This is a genomic window from Galbibacter sp. BG1 (genome assembly GCF_013391805.1).
GTDB lineage: Bacteria > Bacteroidota > Bacteroidia > Flavobacteriales > Flavobacteriaceae > Galbibacter.
Window position 1 is genome coordinate 2949578 of sequence record NZ_CP058364.1, and the last position, 16004, is coordinate 2965581.

Here is a 16004-nt window from a genome sequence, read left to right on the forward strand (position 1 = left end):
GTTAAGCGATTGCTTTAATATCTATTTTACTTATTTCGATGATTTGGTGAATGTCTTCATCGAGAACTTCTTTTTTTCTATCAGCAAAGGTCAAAAATTCCCTATAAACTTCATCCAACTGAAGCTTTGTTAATTCATATCCTACCTTTTTAGCACGATAGGCCAGTGCAGCTCTACCGCTTCTTGCGGTTAAAACAATGGCAGATTCGGTAACACCCACATCGGCAGGATCTATAATTTCGTAAGTTTCCCGGTTTTTAATAACACCATCTTGGTGGATCCCAGAGCTATGTGCAAAAGCATTTGCTCCTACGATGGCTTTGTTGGGTTGTACAGGCATTCCCATGCTTTCTGAAACCATTTTACTGGTACTGTACAATAATTGAGAATTAATATTGGTATCTAAATTGAGATACGGGTGTTGGCGTAGAACCATGACGACCTCCTCCAAAGATGTATTTCCGGCGCGTTCTCCCACACCGTTAATAGTACACTCTATCTGTCTAGCTCCTCCAACAACACCAGCAATAGAGTTGGCTGTTGCCAACCCAAGGTCGTTGTGACAATGACAAGAAAGAATGGCGTTATCGATACCTTTTACGTTTTCCTTTAAATACTTCATTTTAGCTCCGTATTCTTCCGGAAGGCAATACCCTGTAGTATCTGGAATATTCAACACCGTAGCACCGGCTTTTACTACCGCTTCGCAAACACGGGCAAGAAATTCGTTATCGGTTCTACCAGCGTCTTCTGCATAAAACTCCACATCTTCTACAAACGTTTTGGCATATTTTACAGCCGCTACCGCCCGTTCTATAATTTCTTCCCGGGTGGATTTAAATTTGTATTTTATATGAGAGTCGGAAGTACCAATACCTGTGTGGATTCTTGGTTTTACCGCATATTTTAATGCTTCTGCAGCTACTTCAATATCTTTTTTAACCGACCTTGTGAGCCCACAAACGGTGGCGTTTTTTACAATTTTTGAAATCTCTACTACCGAGTTGAAGTCTCCCGGACTTGAAATTGGGAAACCTGCTTCTATAACATCAACCCCCAGATCGTCAAGACGCTTTGCAATAACAAGCTTTTGTTGTGTATTAAGCTTGCATCCAGGTACTTGTTCTCCGTCTCTTAATGTCGTGTCAAAGATTTGGACTTTTTCTTTACTCATCTTGATTTTTTAATGTAATTTCAAATTTGTTCTACGAATTTATATTTTAGAACCTTAATTTCTGGGTCGCTTAACCATTTCTTTACAATGTTTAAGTATACTTTTTAATATTTAAGTAATTGATTATCAGTTAATTGATTTTTATTTTTTACAATGACAAGTCAACAAAAAGACACCTTATTTATACTTATTAAATCCCTTTCAAAATCGGAAAAGCGGCAATTTAAGCTATATGTAAACCGTTTGGGGGTAAATGCCGATGCTAAATTTTTAGCATTATTCAACCTTTTGGATAAAATGAATGATTATAAAGAATCGGAAATTTTAAAAAGTGGCATTGTAAAAAAACAGCAGCTATCTAACCTAAAAGCGCATTTGTACAAACAGATCTTGGTGAGCTTACGGCTTAATCCCGTTAACCAAAACATCCGATTGCAGATTCGGGAGCAGTTGGATTTTGCTACGATTCTATATCACAAAGGTTTGTACAAGCAAAGTTTAAAGATTTTGGACAAAGCCAAATCTTTGGCCATAGAAAACCAGGAGAAGGTAGTAGCCTACGAAATCGTGGAACTGGAAAAGGTAATAGAAACGCAATACATTACCCGAAGTATTAGCGGGCGTGCCGACGAATTGGCCATTCAGGCCAAGGAGCTTAGTATGCAGAATGTGCTTACCAGTAAACTTTCCAATCTTTCGCTTCAGTTGTACGGGATTATGTTGAAGTTCGGTTACGTAAAAAGTGACGAAGAATATAAATGGGTTACGGAATATTATAAGTCCCACCTTCCGCAGTTTAAAGTTTCTGAATTGGATTTCAGGGAAAAATTGTGGTTGTACAAAGCACAGCTTTGGTATAGCTTTCTGGTACAGGATTTTTTATCATGCTACAAATATTCCCTACGTTGGGTAGAGCTTTTTTATGAAAATGAGCAAATGATATATTTAAATCCTGTCTTTTTCTTAAAGGGAAACAACTACTTGTTGGAATCTATGTTTTATGTTAAAAACAGAGGCGGATTTAAAGAGGCCTTGGAAAAGTTGGAAACGGTACTCGCAGGAAATAAATTCCCCAAAAATGATAATTTAGAGGTGCTCTCCTTTTTATATATCTACAGCAATAAATTAAACCTTCACTTTTTGGAGGGAACCTTCGAGGACGGACTCTATTTGGAGAAAGAAATTGTAAATGGCATAAAACAATATGGTGATAAAATAGACGAACACCATATTATGGTATTATACTACAAAATAGCCTGTTTGTATTTTGGGGTGGGAGATAATAAAAAATGTATAAGCTACCTTAAAAAAATTATAGATAATAGAAACTTAAGCATGCGCGAGGACCTTATGTGTTTTGCACGAGTATTGAGTTTGGTAGCTCATTACGAAGCTGGGATGGATTACCATTTGGAAGTACAATTAAAAAGTACATATAAGTTTTTATTAAAAATGAATGATCTCCATGCCGTACAAAAGGAAATGATTAAATTTTTACGAAACCTCGGCGAGATTTTCCCGCATCAGTTAAAAGATGAATTTAAAAAACTCCATAAAACACTCAAACAATATGAAAACCATCCCTACGAAAAAAGGGCTTTTCTCTATTTAGATATTATCTCCTGGCTGGAGAGTAACATAGAAAACAGGCCGGTGGGCGATATTATTAAAGAAAAAGCCAAAGAATTGGTACGATAGATTGTTGATTTGGGAGAAAAGAAATTTCAGTTTAAGCATATTTTAGAATTAAATCTGGCGGTATTGCTCATTAGTACCTCTGGGGTTTTGGGGAGGTACATAGACTTACCACCGGCACAAATTATATTTTTACGTTCTATTCTTGGGGCTGTTTTTATTTATATATTTTGTAGGTATAAAAAGTTCAATTTTAAAATAAAAAGTAAAAAGGATTTAACGGTAATTCTGCTGTGTGGTGCCTTTTTTGGGATCCATTGGGTTACTTATTTTTATGCGTTAAAGTTATCCAGTGTGGCCATAGGGATGCTTTCCATCTATACGTACCCCGTAATAACCTCCTTTTTAGAGCCTATTATTTTAAAGAGAAGTTTTCAAAAGGCTCATTTGGCTCTTGGCGTATTGGTGCTTACCGGAGTTTATTTTTTAGTTCCCGAGGTAAGCTTTGAAAATCAGCATTTTATTGCGGTATTGTTTGGAGTGACTTCTGCTTTTTTCTATGCTATTAGAAACATTTTAATGAAACCCAAAGTAGAAAATTACAACGGTTCTGTATTAATGTTTTATCAGCTACTGGTTATTATGGTTTTGCTGAGTCCCGTTCTCTTAAATACTGATTTAGTCGCTGTAAAATCGCAGTTTCTACCTATTATTTTCTTGGCGTTGGTTACCACTAGTATTGGGCATTCGTTACTTTTAATGAGTTTTAAGCATTTTAGTGCCACCACCGCCAGTATTATGAGCAGTGTACAGCCTATCTACGGAATTTTAATGGGCATGCTTTTTTTAGGGGAATTCCCAGCTTGGCATACTGTTATCGGCGGCGCTTTAATTTTAAGTGCCGTTTTTATTGAAAGCGCCAGACATTTTAAAGGTGTAGGAAAATAGTTAATTCAAACTAAAAGATTCCATTTCAAAACACTTCATTTTTATTTTTAAAAGACTTAAATTCAATGGGGTTACCACTAAAATCGAATACAAACATGGTTTGCTGTTCTCCCGCTTTTCCCTTATACCGCGTTTGTGGCTTTATAATAAATGAAACATTTTCTTTTTCAAGTTTAAGCTGAATCGTGTTGAACTCTTCTTCTGATAATAAACATCCAAAATGCGGAATTGGCACGTCTATTCCATCTACTTTTCCACAGTAGTCCAGATCCGGAATATTGGTACTTAAATGTGCAGAAAGTTGGTGACCAAAGAAATTGAAATCGATCCAAGTTTCGGTAGACCTACCTTCTTTACAACCCAAAATATCTATGTAGAAAGCTCGTGTACTTTCAATGTCTTTTACTTTAAAAGCGAGGTGAAACGTATTCATGCTAATAGGTATTAAAATAATAATCGGCAAAGTTAAGATAACTCTCCCAGTCGAATCGAGACATGTCGTGGCCGCCTGCCCTAATATGGTAGCCCTGTTTACCAGAAATTAAAGGTTTATTGATTGTTGGAAGGTTTTCTGTTTGCGGTGTATCATAACCGTATAGTTCATAAACGGGGCTGGCATAATAAAGGGATAAATATTCTCCGTACGGGTCGGCATTGAGGTCTCGTTCTGCACTTCCAACATACACACCTCTTGGAGCTATGGAAGCAAGAAACATATGTTGGTCTACCGGTAATTCGTTTTCTTTTTTATTGAATTGATGAAAGTTGGGAGCAAACCAATGAGGGAAGAGTTTATTTATTTCGGCAATATCTTCTCCCTTTTTCCTTCTGAAGAGGGCAGCACCGCCACAACCGGAATCGTTGGAAATAACGATGCTAAAACGTTCGTCTAAAGCACCGGCCCACAAAGCTGCTTTGCCTAACCTGGAATGTCCAAAAACAGTAATTTTTTCAGAATCAATATCGCTATCGGTTACTAAATAATCCATTGCTGTTTGTAGTCCAAATGTCCAAGCGGCTATAGCTCCAGTTTGGTCTATAGATTCGTTTTTAAATAAGCTATATATCCCTTCTTGGTACTTTTCTGGGTTATCCGGTGCTAAATCACCGTAATGAAGAGTAGCCAGACCATATCCACGCTCTAGAATATGTTCTACAGGCCATCGGTTAGCCCTAACTCCCCGGGATTTATTAGTAGCGGTATTGTCAAAAATAAAAAATTCGGCATTGTTTTTTACAAAACCCTTCGGTAAAGGAATGTTCTTATCAGGATGGATAGTGTGATTCCCAAAAAAATTAAGTCCTAAAAATACTGGTCTTGGAATTTTCGTTTGATTAGGTAAATAGATTAATAAATCCGCTCTAACAGTATCTTTTTTGCTAATAAAATTAATGGTAATTATTTTCCGCGTTGCTTTCCCGCATAATGCATTTTTATCTTCCGAGATTAAATTACTTTTAACTGTAATTTCTTGTTTTGGGAAGCTGCCATAAACATTGGTTTTAAACAGCTCGATAATTTCCTTCCTTCTTTTTCTTTCCCAATCTTTAGTAATTGTTATTTGTTCTTTACTATTGGAGGTCAACAGTTCTGGTATTGAATAGGTATTTTCGCTTTGGCAATAAATGGCAAAGCTCGCAAAAAAAGAAAGGATTAAAGTTGGTGTTTTGGTAGGTTTCATGGTTGTGGATAGTCTCTTAAGAATTATTTTTCTTTATGATTTATCCGCAATTTACAAAACTCATAAAGCAAAAGCGTTACTAAAAAAGGTTTGTTTTTTTAATTAAAGATATTTTATAACGTTATCCTATATTTGTGTAATTAGAATGTGTTTTATATGAATATAGCCACCAAGATAGCATCGTTGCGCAAAGAACTTTCTCAACATAATTACAATTATTACGTTTTAGATTCTCCAGAGATATCGGATTTTGAGTTTGACAGTAAGTTAAAAGAACTCCAAGAGCTCGAAGCAGCGCATCCCGAATATTTCGATACTAATTCGCCAACCGTTCGTGTGGGCGGGATGGTGACCAAAAACTTTGAAACGGTTGTTCATACCTATCGCATGTATTCTTTAGATAATTCATATTCCAAAGAAGATTTAGAAGATTGGGAAAAGCGCATTCAACGTATTCTTGGGGATGTGAAAGTGGAATTTACCTGTGAATTGAAATACGACGGCGCTTCGATGAGCTTAACTTACGAGGATGGTTTGCTGGTGCGTGCAGTTACCCGTGGGGACGGATTTCAAGGGGATGAGGTTACCAATAATGTAAAAACAATCCGATCGGTGCCTTTAAAATTGAAAGCTGATTTTCCACCGAAATTTGATATTCGTGGGGAAATTATTTTACCACTGGAAGGCTTTGCAAAAATGAACCAAGAACGTATAGAAGCAGGGGAAGATCCCTATATGAATCCGCGTAACACCGCCAGTGGTAGTTTAAAACTGCAGGATAGCGCCGAGGTGGCTAAACGACCTTTGGAGTGCTTGCTGTATAATATTGTTGGTGAAAATTTAGGTGTTTCCAGTCAGTTTGAAAGCTTGGTCAAAGCGAAAGAATGGGGTTTTAAAGTACCGGAAGTTGCGAAACTTTGCAAGAATACTTCAGAAGTATTGGAGTTTGTGGACTATTGGGATCAACACCGGCACGAACTACCTTATGAAATAGATGGAGTAGTGGTAAAGGTAAATAGTTTTCAGCATCAAGAAGAATTGGGCTATACGGCTAAGGCACCGCGATGGGCCATGGCTTATAAATTCAAGGCAGAACAAGTATCTACATCTTTAGAAAGCATCGCATACCAAGTAGGAAGAACGGGTGCCATAACCCCTGTTGCCAATTTAAAACCTGTTTTATTGGCAGGAACAACGGTAAAAAGGGCGTCGTTGCACAATGCAGATCAAATAGAAAAATTGGACGTGCGTATTAACGATGAAGTTTTTGTTGAAAAGGGCGGAGAGATCATTCCCAAAATTGTAGGGATCGATTTTACCAAACGATCACCAGATGCATCGCCTGTGGATTACATTCAAAATTGCCCAGAATGTAATACGCCACTCATTAGAAAGGAAGGGGAGGCGCAGCATTATTGTCCGAACACCTATGGTTGTCCGCCACAAATTACGGGTCGTATACAGCATTTTATATCGAGAAAAGCTATGGATATTGAAGGTTTAGGGGGCGAGACGGTGGAGTTGCTTTTTAAAGAAGGCCTTATCGATAATTATGCAGATCTTTATACATTGACCAAAGAGGATGTAATACCGCTTGAGCGAATGGCCGAAAAATCGGCAGAAAATTTAGTAAAAGGAGTAGAGAAGTCTAAAGAAATTCCTTTTGAAAGAGTATTATTTGCTTTGGGAATACGTTTTGTTGGCGAAACCGTCGCTAAAAAATTAGCAAAGGAATACAAGTCCATCGATGCACTTATTCAGGCTTCTGCAGGAGAATTGATTTTGGTGGATGAAATAGGGATAAAAATTGCGGAAAGCGTTGTTGAGTTTTTTCAGAATGAGAAGAATATAGAAATTATAAACAGATTAAGGGAATATGGCGTTCAACTAGAAATATCTGCGGAACAACTTGAAAATATTACTGAAAAATTTAAAGGTATTACTTTCGTGGTTTCGGGGGTTTTTGAGAAAGTATCTAGAAACGAACTTAAGAAACTAATTGAAGACAATAGCGGGAAAGTAGCGTCGTCCATATCTTCCAAAACGAGCTATGTTGTCGCTGGGGACAATATGGGGCCGAGTAAGAAAGAAAAGGCAGAGAAATTGAACATTCCTATAATTTCCGAAGATGAATTTTTAGATATGCTGTAAAAGTATGGAGCAAAATAATATGCTAAAACTTTTCTTTGGTTTTAGTTTAGTTTACTTAGTGTCGCGGGTTTTCGAGTTGGACCTCATTGCAAATATTGCAAAAGCGAGTTTAATCCCTCTTGTTTTTTTAAATTACTACCTATCTAAAAAAAGAATAGAGATTGTACCAGTTGTAATTCTTTTGTTTTGCTTCTTGGGAGATTTATTCACCATGCATTTAACTCCTTTTACCACGCGTGCTTTTTTAATCTGCTACGGAATTAGTTTTCTAGTATTTGCTGTTATTTGTTTTCGTGCCATTCATGATTTCGATGTTAAGAAGCTTATATTTTCAGCTGTGCCGGTGATTGTACTTTGGTTTATTTACTTCAATTATTCCATAAAGGATATTTTTGGGGAACAAATGGGAGATCTTTACCCTTATATTATTATTTATTCCATAGTACTTAGTGCTTTTACCATTATCTCATTGGTGAACTATTTCAATAACGAGCAAAAGGTAAATTTATACCCCGTGATGGTTTCTGTATCTTTTTTAATTGCAGATATTATGACGGCCATTCATAACTTTATAGTTCCCTTGTTTTTCTATTCCGTTACTGCCGTGTTGTTAAAGGTGGTTTGCTATTTCTTTTTGCTAAGGTTTATAAAAGCCTTTCATTTTAAACGCTTATACTAACACCGTTGGAGGACAATTCATCCGTTTCAAAATAGAAATCGATTCTACCGAGGTAAATACCGTAGCAACCTACTTGGTTAATAAGAAGTTGTTTTCCTTTTCTGTTGATCTCCACCACTGGCTTATCCATAAAGGTATGGGTATGTCCACCGATAATTAGATCTATATCTTCGGTTTTCTGTGCTAAAACTACATCAGAAACTTTATCGTAAGCATATTTATAACCTAAATGGGAAAGGCAAATTACCAAATCACACTTTTTATCCTTTTTTAATTCTTTGGTAATATCCTGTGCCTTCTCAACAGGGTCTAAATATTTGGTTTCCTTGTATAAATCCTTGCTTACAAGTCCGTCGAGTTCTATCCCTAAACCAAAAACCCCAATTTTAAGTCCGTTTTTATTAAAAATTCGGTAAGGATTTACCTTTTCGTCCAAAACGGTGTTGGAAAAATCATAGTTGGCATTAAGAAGATCAAACTTAGCGTTTGGTAATTGAGCATACAATCCTTCTATTCCATTATCAAAATCATGATTACCTATGGTAGCAGCATCGTATTGAAGCATGCTCATTAACTTGAATTCAATTTCACCACCATAAAAATTAAAATAGGGGGTACCTTGAAAAATATCCCCTGCGTCCAATAATAATGTGTTTGGATTTTCTTTTCTAATGGACTCTATTAAATGGGCTCTTCTTGCCACACCACCAGCATTCGGGTTACGGGTATCGTTGGCCGGAAACGGATCGATATGACTATGCACATCGTTAGTATGAAGAATGGTAAGGTGTTTTTTGTTTTTAGTATTACAAGCACTCAACGACAATCCTCCGGCGGTTATAAAGGCCGTACTGGCAATAGTATTATTTAAAAACTGTCTTCTTTTCATTCTTCTAGATTTTAATAAAGCGGTTGTCGGTTTGTGCCCGTATGGTGTCTATTTTTTCGAAATAGTCAATAAGCTCATTGCGCAAAAGATAATCAATGTCGGTAGCGCTCTCGGGGTTTTTAAAAAAATCCATATGATCACCCCCGGTGGCCAGATAATCAGAGGTAGCTACGAAATAAGTTGTATCGGTTTGGAGCGGTTTTCCATTGATAGTAACACTTTTTACGGAGTTATTATCATTTAAAATTAATTGAAACTGCTTACTTACCGGATGCGCCGTATTGCTTTTGGCTAAATAACTAACAAGATCCTTTATTTTATTGGCGGAAAGTTCGAGTACAACCACTTTATTTTCAAAAGGCATGATCTCGTAGGCCGTTCGTCTACTCACATTACCTTTAGACATGGTTGCGCGGATTCCTCCGTGATTCAGTAAAACAAAATCAATATTTTCACCCGTTCTCTTTTTAAAAATCGGATTGGATTGTTCAAAAGTAATATCCGCCATTAAATTACCGATAGACGAATTTAGGTTTCCGTCGTTTTTCGCCAGAGGTGTAGGGTTGTACGCAAGGGGTTCGTCTAAAACCTCTTCTATATGTTCGCGGTAGGGTGCTACAAAATCTTCAATACTATCAACGCTTTTAATGGAATCGGTAATCTTAATTTCTTTTCCAGAGATCTTATGAGGTTGATTTGATTTCTGTTGACAGGAAATGAAACTTATGATTGTTATAAATATAACAAAATGTTTCGTTTTATTACGCATAAGATTCTTAATTTTAATATCAAGATGTATTGAAAGTTTTACATTTGCAAAAATAACAGAATTGTAAATGATTTTTAAAGGCCTTAAAGAAAAATCAATAAAAAAAGCAATACAATCGGCGCTTGTAAAACCCAAAACGGGCAACCAAGGAAATGATGTAATACGTTCTTTAGCAATCGTTATAAATTACGATAAACTGGTAGATTACAAACCACTTTTAGATATAGCCAAAGCTATAAATGTAGATAATGAGAATGTATTTATAGTTGGTTACGTGGAAAAAGTCTATAAAAATGTAAACTATCTTATTCCAGTATTTTCAGATGTTTCTTTTGGAATGAAAGGAGCTTTGAAAACGTCAGAGATGGAGGAATTTTTAAGACGCGAGTACGATATAGTGATTAATTATTATTCAGAAGATAATATTTATTTACAGTTGGTTTCCTCTTTGGTGAAAAGTAATCTTAAGGTTGGAATTAATAACGATGAAGCGGGAATAAACGATTTAGTGTTGAAGGTAAATGAGAAGGATTTTTCGCAGTTCACGAAAGAGCTGGTAAAATACCTCACCATTTTAAAAAAGATATAAGTATGTCAAAGTTTTTAGGAACAGGAGTAGCTTTAGTAACTCCCTTTAGAGAAGATTTAAGCGTAGATGTAGATGCGCTTATAAGCATTGTAAACCACGCTATTAATGGTGGTGTGGAATATTTGGTGGTATTGGGTACCACCGCGGAATCTGCGACACTTTCCATAGAAGAAAAACAGCTTGTAAAGCAAACTATAATAAATGCAAATAATGGACGTGTTCCATTGGTAGTGGGTGTTGGTGGTAATAATACTGCAGAAGTGGTAAACGAATTGCAAACGAGCGATTTATCGGACTTCGATGCTATTTTGAGTGTATCCCCATATTACAACAAGCCAACTCAAGAAGGCATTTATCAACATTTTAAAGCGATTGCTGCAGTTTCTCCGTTGCCGATAATACTTTACAATGTTCCGGGAAGAACAGGATCGAATGTTTTGCCCAAAACAATTATTAGGTTGGCAAACGATTTTAAGAATATTATCGGGGTCAAAGAGGCTGCTGGGGATATTGTTCAGGCTATGAAGCTTATTAAAGATAAACCGAAAGATTTTTTAGTGATTTCTGGGGACGATATGATAACCCTACCGATGGTGCTAGTTGGTGGAGCGGGAGTTATCTCTGTAATCGGACAAGGGTTACCAAAGGAATTTTCTTCCATGGTGCGTTATGCACTTCGCGGAAATTTAGACGATGCCAATCACATCCATTTTCAGTTGATGGATATTATAGAATATATTTTTGAAGAAGGAAATCCTGCCGGGATTAAAGCAGTGTTTGAAACCCTAGGGCTAAGCACAGCCCTAACCCGACTTCCTCTAATGCCTGCTTCGGAAACATTAAAAAGTAAAATACGAAGTTTCCCATTGTTGGCTACCAACAAAATAAAAGGATAGCAAAATTCTAAGAAAAGAATATTTTAACCCCGGCTTAAGGTCGGGGTTTTTTTGTGGACACTTCTTCAATAAATATGATTAAGGTAATTGGGAGATAAAATGAAGTCCTTTAAAACCAGTACATTTTTAATGAAATACTGCACACCTAATTGCACACCTATTATATGGTTTTGAATGAAATCAAACAAATGAAAAAAAACAAAAAACACTGAAAATCAGCAGATTAACAGTGTTTTGTTTTAACCTATTTTTAGGTTCGTCGGGATGACAGGATTTGAACCTGCGACCACACGCACCCCATGCGTGTACGCTACCAGACTGCGCCACATCCCGAATTATTTCAAGGCGATTTAAAACATTGGTTGTATAAAACTTCTGTTTCTTGCCGTGGGTAGCGTGTATGCTACTCCCGAAGCATCGGGACGCCACATCCCGAATTATTTCAAGGCGATTTAAAACATTGGTTGTATAAAACTTCTGTTTCTTGCCACGGGTAGCGTGTACGCTACTCCCGAAGCATCGGGACGCCACATCCCGAATTATTTCAAGGCGATTTAAAACATCCGTTATATAAAACTTTTGTTTCTTGCCATGGGAAGCGCGTACGCTACTCCCGAGGCATCGGGACACCACATCCCGAATTATTTCAAGGCGATTTAAAACATTGGTTGTATAAAACTTCTGTTTCTTGCCAGGGGTAGCGTGTATGCTACTCCCGAAGCATCGGGATGCCACATCCCGAATTATTTCAAGGCGATTTAAAACATCCGTTATATAAAACTTTTGTTTCTTACCCAGGGTTGCATGTACGCTACTCCCGAAGCATCGGGACGCCACATCCCGAATTATTTCAAGGCGATTTAAAACATCCGTTATACAAAACTTTGGTTTATTGTTCAGGGTTGCGTGTACGCTACTCCCGAAGCATCGGGAAGCCACATCCCGAAAATAACGATTGCAAAAATAGAAAGTTCAATAGATTTTCCATTAAAAAAAGAATAAAATTTTTCGTAAAAACTGGACCGTGATATGTTATAAAAACGCTGTATTTATCTAACAGTATTGATAATCAGTAATTTTAGTATCTTTAAGATGATGATTTAAGAGAAGTCATTTTTCTATCAAGACCAGTACATTTTGAATTTTATCTGTCCTATACAATTTTTAATTTTTATGTTGTTTATATCCTTTCAAATAGTGGGTCAGATAAAAAATTTTGACCTTCAAAAGGAAATAGAACTGCAAGGAACGAGTGTAGCGATAGGCAATAGCATAGTTAGTGTCCATTCTACTGAACCTTATAATATTATAGGTTATGGTGCAGAAAAAAACGACCGTTTACCCATGGTTTATATAGATATAGATGGTAATGATAATACGTTTAGTTCTAGCTCTGCTACCTTGAGTTTACCATCAACCACCGAAAAAATAGCTTTCGCCGGATTGTATTGGACAGCTACCTACCCATATGAAGAGGGCGAAATGGTAAAAGGAAATACAGAATATCTTTATGTCGAAAAAACCAAAAGAAAAGAAACATACCATCAAATTCTCTTCAAATTACCGGAAGGAAATTATCAAACTGTCCGCGGAGAAATCCTAACAGATCAAGTGGACAGTATTGCCAAGCCATACGTATGTTTTGCAGATGTGACTTCCCATTTGCAAAAATTAACTATTCCTTCTGGTGAATATACCGTTGCCAATATGCGTGCAACACAGGGGCATTTGCTTGGCGGGAGTGCCGGTGGGTGGCTTCTCTACATAATTTATGAAGATAAAAGTTTACCTAGATCCAAAATTTCTATTTATAGCGGTTGTAGGCCAGTGGTTAAAGGAGGCCATTTATTTCCTTTAAATAGTTATAATTCCACTAACACTTCTACTTCCAAGATTGTTTTTGGAGCTTTAGAAGGGGACGAACGCTTAAAAACGGATGAAGTCTATCTACGCTTCAAATCTGGTAAACAAAGCGCTCTTTCAAACATTGGAAGGGATCAGCGGAATTTCTTCAATAGCTCCATTACCTTTAACGATAGCATAATGATGCAGCGAAAACCTAACAGTAAGAATACTTTGGGTTTTGACATAGCTACTATTTCTCCTTCTTCGGAAGAAAAGACTGAAAAAGGAGTTTTAGAAAAAGTAACTCAAATTGATTTTAAGACGGTAAGGGATACTTATTTTTTATTTTTTGTAAGTGTTGAGAATTTAATGACCGATTAATTATTAAAAATTTTTATATCTCCTTTTGAAAGCCTAACACGTCCAGAATTCTACCAAATTTTTCCCCAGCATTTTTAAATCTTGAACATATTGAATATCCGCATTTTTCGAAAAGGGCAATACTGCCAATATTATCCCCTGTAATAATACCTAGCAGATTTTTAATACCATTAGCTTTGGCTTTTTCTTCTATAAAAAGAAGAGATTTTTTGCCTATTCCCTTACCTTCATATCCGTTTTTAAGGTAAATAGTAACCTCGGCAGTTCGGTCGTAGGCTTGGCGCTTTTTAAAATGGGTTGTAAAACAATATCCAGCCAATTCGTCGTTGGCATAAATTAAAAATGAATGGTATAAGTGATGATCAAAATATAAGAGTTCTTTTAATTCATCTAAAGAAATGGGTTCTGTATGAAAAGTAGCGGTTGAATTTGCTATATACCAATCATAGATTTCCTTAATCAAAGGAAGATGTTTTTCTTCAATTATTTTAAAAGATAATTTCATAAAGTGTATTCAAGTATTTTAGCCTTTTAAGTAATCTATGAGCTGTTCCATCGCTTTAGCACGATGACTAATTTTATTTTTTTCTTCTGAAGACAATTCAGCGAAAGTTTGTGTGTATCCTTCTGGTTTAAAAATAGGGTCGTAACCAAAGCCATTGCTTCCTTTTCTCTCGGAGGTAATTTCACCAGAGACTATTCCATTAAATATAATGCGTTCTCGATCTGTACGAAGGGAGATAACAGTCTTAAATCTACCCGAACGGTCTTTTTTGCCTTCCATTTCTTTTAAAAGCTTATCGATATTGTCTTCTGAATTTTTTTGAGCTCCAGCATACCTTGCAGAATATACCCCAGGTGCACCATCCAAACTGCTAACTTCGAGTCCGGTATCATCTGCAAAGCAGCTTATTTCATATTTTTCAAATACATAGTTTGCTTTTATGGCAGCATTCTCTTCAATTGTTTTTCCAGTTTCTTCTATTTCTTCATGGCAGCCAATATCGTCGAGGCTTAATAATTCTATGTGGGAAGGTATCATAGCCTGTACTTCAGCTAGTTTATTCTTATTATGGGTAGCAAAAACGAGTTTCATAGCGTTGTTTTTGAGTTGATTAAACTATAACATGTTAATTTTTGGTTGTATATTTAAAATAGCACTTTTTCAAATTAAAAAAATAGCTGATGCAAAAGTATATATTAATAGCGTCTTTTCTCCTTTTTACGCAATTTCTTCAATCTCAAACGGTACAAAAAGATTCTGTAGACACTAAATCTGTTGAAGACAAGCGGTTCGATCTTACCATAATGCCATTCTTGAGCTATAACCGAAATTTGGAATTTATGTTTGGAGCCATTCCTATGGCGATGTATAGACTACAGAAGAACGATACTATTTCACCAAAATCCATTTCTGGTCTTTCTGCGGTTTACACTACCAACAGCTCTTATTTTATTTCTGTTTTTAATCGGTTTTTCTTTAATGAAGATCGTTGGCGGGCAAAAATGTTTTTTATAACAGGAGATTACAACTCCCAATTTTTTATGCAGGATGAGGAGGTTACTCCTGGTTTTTACGATTACGGCACCAAAGCCACCGTTTTTAGTATCGGTTTTCAGCGTAGAATTATCGAAGATTTATATGGAGGGTTGACCTATACCTATGCACATTACGATACGGTTTATGAAGACGATGTACAACCACCTTCCATTGTGGAGACCAATGCTATTGAATTAAACACGCTTTACGATTCCCGGGATAATGTATACTATCCTAAAAAAGGCGAAAAGGTTTCGCTTAGATATATTGCCTTTCCTGAATGGTTTGGGAACGAATTTACAGCCAATAAAATCCTTACGGAATATAATAAATATATCGGGATGAAAAATGGTAGGGATGTGTTAGCGGCGCGATTTTCTGGAAAATTTGGCTTGGGGGACATTGCTTTCCAACAACAGGTTACTATTGGAGGGAAAGATATTCGTGGATATTCGCAAGGGGAGTTTCGTGGAGACGGACTCATGGCGTTGCAAGGAGAATACCGTTATAACTTTGCCAAAAAAATGGGATTGGTAGGTTTTGCGGGTCTTGCCACTATTTATGGGTCGGATACGGAAGATTTTAACTGGGGATTGTACCCTGGTGCTGGGGTAGGATATCGATACCAGGCTTTTAAAAAAGTGAAATTTAATATTGGAATAGATGCCGCCGTTGGAAAAGATGATTGGGGCGTATATTTTAGAATCGGAGAGGCATTTTAACTTAAAGTATATAAAGTACTAAGTACCAAGTAAAAAGTATAAGGTACAAACTATAAAGATCAGTTAAAGGTTTTCAAATGGCATTAGCTCCAATAGTAGCAATC

General features: G+C 36.6%; 16 protein-coding genes and 1 tRNA gene. 9 read left to right on the top strand and 8 right to left on the bottom strand.

The window, feature by feature from the left end; genetic code table 11:
- Position 1: 1 nt before the first annotated feature.
- A complete protein-coding gene (locus HX109_RS12785; RefSeq protein WP_178952587.1) occupies positions 2-1174 on the bottom strand; it encodes a 2-isopropylmalate synthase in 1173 nt (390 codons plus the stop codon).
- A 153-nt stretch (positions 1175-1327) separates the two neighbouring features.
- Between HX109_RS12785 and HX109_RS12790 the strand changes: the two genes are divergently transcribed.
- Together HX109_RS12790 and HX109_RS12795 are read left to right on the top strand one after the other, a co-directional pair.
- Positions 1328-2872, top strand: coding sequence for a hypothetical protein (locus HX109_RS12790; RefSeq protein ID WP_178952589.1), 1545 nt, complete (start codon positions 1328-1330; stop codon positions 2870-2872).
- A 9-nt stretch (positions 2873-2881) separates the two neighbouring features.
- A complete protein-coding gene (locus HX109_RS12795; RefSeq protein ID WP_178952590.1) occupies positions 2882-3757 on the top strand; it encodes a DMT family transporter in 876 nt (291 codons plus the stop codon).
- 25 nt (positions 3758-3782) lie between these two features.
- Here the strand turns inward: HX109_RS12795 and HX109_RS12800 are convergent, their stop codons facing one another.
- Positions 3783-4190, bottom strand: a complete 408-nt coding sequence (locus HX109_RS12800) for a VOC family protein (protein ID WP_178952592.1) — start codon at positions 4188-4190, stop codon at positions 3783-3785.
- Position 4191: 1 nt separating this feature from the next.
- A complete protein-coding gene (locus HX109_RS12805) occupies positions 4192-5439 on the bottom strand; it encodes an acetylxylan esterase (protein ID WP_178952594.1) in 1248 nt (415 codons plus the stop codon).
- 156 nt (positions 5440-5595) lie between these two features.
- Here HX109_RS12805 and ligA point away from each other — a divergent pair, with 156 nt between their 5' ends.
- Together ligA and HX109_RS12815 are read left to right on the top strand one after the other, a co-directional pair.
- Positions 5596-7590, top strand: coding sequence for an NAD-dependent DNA ligase LigA (ligA, locus tag HX109_RS12810; protein WP_178952596.1), 1995 nt, complete (start codon positions 5596-5598; stop codon positions 7588-7590).
- Between the two features lie 19 nt (positions 7591-7609).
- Entirely contained in the window at positions 7610-8269 is a 660-nt protein-coding gene (locus tag HX109_RS12815) for a lysoplasmalogenase family protein (protein WP_220399463.1), read from the top strand.
- On the opposite strand, the gene HX109_RS12820 is transcribed toward HX109_RS12815, so the two are convergent.
- Together HX109_RS12820 and HX109_RS12825 are read right to left on the bottom strand one after the other, a co-directional pair.
- The gene (locus HX109_RS12820; RefSeq protein WP_178952600.1) at positions 8253-9158 is read right to left on the bottom strand and encodes a bifunctional metallophosphatase/5'-nucleotidase; all 906 of its coding nucleotides are present in this window, start codon (positions 9156-9158) and stop codon (positions 8253-8255) included. The genes HX109_RS12815 and HX109_RS12820 overlap by 17 nt on opposite strands.
- 4 nt (positions 9159-9162) lie before the next feature.
- A complete protein-coding gene (locus tag HX109_RS12825; protein ID WP_178952602.1) occupies positions 9163-9927 on the bottom strand; it encodes a 5'-nucleotidase C-terminal domain-containing protein in 765 nt (254 codons plus the stop codon).
- A 67-nt stretch (positions 9928-9994) separates the two neighbouring features.
- Here HX109_RS12825 and HX109_RS12830 point away from each other — a divergent pair, with 67 nt between their 5' ends.
- Both HX109_RS12830 and dapA read left to right on the top strand, forming a co-directional pair.
- The gene (locus HX109_RS12830; RefSeq protein ID WP_178952604.1) at positions 9995-10516 is read left to right on the top strand and encodes a DUF6913 domain-containing protein; all 522 of its coding nucleotides are present in this window, start codon (positions 9995-9997) and stop codon (positions 10514-10516) included.
- A gap of 2 nt (positions 10517-10518) precedes the next feature.
- Positions 10519-11412, top strand: a complete 894-nt coding sequence (dapA, locus tag HX109_RS12835) for a 4-hydroxy-tetrahydrodipicolinate synthase (protein ID WP_178952606.1) — start codon at positions 10519-10521, stop codon at positions 11410-11412.
- A 259-nt stretch (positions 11413-11671) separates the two neighbouring features.
- On the opposite strand, the gene HX109_RS12840 is transcribed toward dapA, so the two are convergent.
- A tRNA-Pro gene (locus HX109_RS12840) sits at positions 11672-11745 on the bottom strand.
- 395 nt (positions 11746-12140) lie between these two features.
- Between HX109_RS12840 and HX109_RS12845 the strand changes: the two genes are divergently transcribed.
- A complete protein-coding gene (locus tag HX109_RS12845) occupies positions 12141-12440 on the top strand; it encodes a hypothetical protein (RefSeq protein ID WP_178952608.1) in 300 nt (99 codons plus the stop codon).
- Between the two features lie 169 nt (positions 12441-12609).
- On the top strand, positions 12610-13638 hold the full coding sequence (locus HX109_RS12850; RefSeq protein WP_178952610.1) for a hypothetical protein: 1029 nt from the start codon (positions 12610-12612) through the stop codon (positions 13636-13638).
- 13 nt (positions 13639-13651) lie between these two features.
- On the opposite strand, the gene HX109_RS12855 is transcribed toward HX109_RS12850, so the two are convergent.
- Both HX109_RS12855 and HX109_RS12860 read right to left on the bottom strand, forming a co-directional pair.
- The gene (locus tag HX109_RS12855; protein ID WP_178952612.1) at positions 13652-14143 is read right to left on the bottom strand and encodes a GNAT family N-acetyltransferase; all 492 of its coding nucleotides are present in this window, start codon (positions 14141-14143) and stop codon (positions 13652-13654) included.
- 18 nt (positions 14144-14161) lie between these two features.
- The gene (locus HX109_RS12860; RefSeq protein ID WP_178952614.1) at positions 14162-14734 is read right to left on the bottom strand and encodes a non-canonical purine NTP diphosphatase; all 573 of its coding nucleotides are present in this window, start codon (positions 14732-14734) and stop codon (positions 14162-14164) included.
- A gap of 89 nt (positions 14735-14823) precedes the next feature.
- On the opposite strand from HX109_RS12860, the gene HX109_RS12865 reads away from it, so the two are divergent.
- The gene (locus HX109_RS12865) at positions 14824-15900 is read left to right on the top strand and encodes a BamA/TamA family outer membrane protein (RefSeq protein WP_178952616.1); all 1077 of its coding nucleotides are present in this window, start codon (positions 14824-14826) and stop codon (positions 15898-15900) included.
- Positions 15901-16004 lie beyond the last annotated feature (104 nt).

What these genes read in the sequence shown, in the direction of transcription:
- HX109_RS12785 (WP_178952587.1), bottom strand. Translation starts at nt 1,174, where the DNA reads ATGAGTAAAGAAAAAGTCCAAATCTTTGACACGACATTAAGAGACGGA.
- HX109_RS12790 (WP_178952589.1), top strand. Translation starts at nt 1,328, where the DNA reads ATGACAAGTCAACAAAAAGACACCTTATTTATACTTATTAAATCCCTT.
- HX109_RS12800 (WP_178952592.1), bottom strand. Translation starts at nt 4,190, where the DNA reads ATGAATACGTTTCACCTCGCTTTTAAAGTAAAAGACATTGAAAGTACA.
- HX109_RS12805 (WP_178952594.1), bottom strand. Translation starts at nt 5,439, where the DNA reads ATGAAACCTACCAAAACACCAACTTTAATCCTTTCTTTTTTTGCGAGC.
- ligA (WP_178952596.1), top strand. Translation starts at nt 5,596, where the DNA reads ATGAATATAGCCACCAAGATAGCATCGTTGCGCAAAGAACTTTCTCAA.
- HX109_RS12815 (WP_220399463.1), top strand. Translation starts at nt 7,610, where the DNA reads ATGCTAAAACTTTTCTTTGGTTTTAGTTTAGTTTACTTAGTGTCGCGG.
- HX109_RS12820 (WP_178952600.1), bottom strand. Translation starts at nt 9,158, where the DNA reads ATGAAAAGAAGACAGTTTTTAAATAATACTATTGCCAGTACGGCCTTT.
- HX109_RS12825 (WP_178952602.1), bottom strand. Translation starts at nt 9,927, where the DNA reads ATGCGTAATAAAACGAAACATTTTGTTATATTTATAACAATCATAAGT.
- HX109_RS12830 (WP_178952604.1), top strand. Translation starts at nt 9,995, where the DNA reads ATGATTTTTAAAGGCCTTAAAGAAAAATCAATAAAAAAAGCAATACAA.
- dapA (WP_178952606.1), top strand. Translation starts at nt 10,519, where the DNA reads ATGTCAAAGTTTTTAGGAACAGGAGTAGCTTTAGTAACTCCCTTTAGA.
- HX109_RS12845 (WP_178952608.1), top strand. Translation starts at nt 12,141, where the DNA reads ATGCCACATCCCGAATTATTTCAAGGCGATTTAAAACATCCGTTATAT.
- HX109_RS12855 (WP_178952612.1), bottom strand. Translation starts at nt 14,143, where the DNA reads ATGAAATTATCTTTTAAAATAATTGAAGAAAAACATCTTCCTTTGATT.
- HX109_RS12860 (WP_178952614.1), bottom strand. Translation starts at nt 14,734, where the DNA reads ATGAAACTCGTTTTTGCTACCCATAATAAGAATAAACTAGCTGAAGTA.
- HX109_RS12865 (WP_178952616.1), top strand. Translation starts at nt 14,824, where the DNA reads ATGCAAAAGTATATATTAATAGCGTCTTTTCTCCTTTTTACGCAATTT.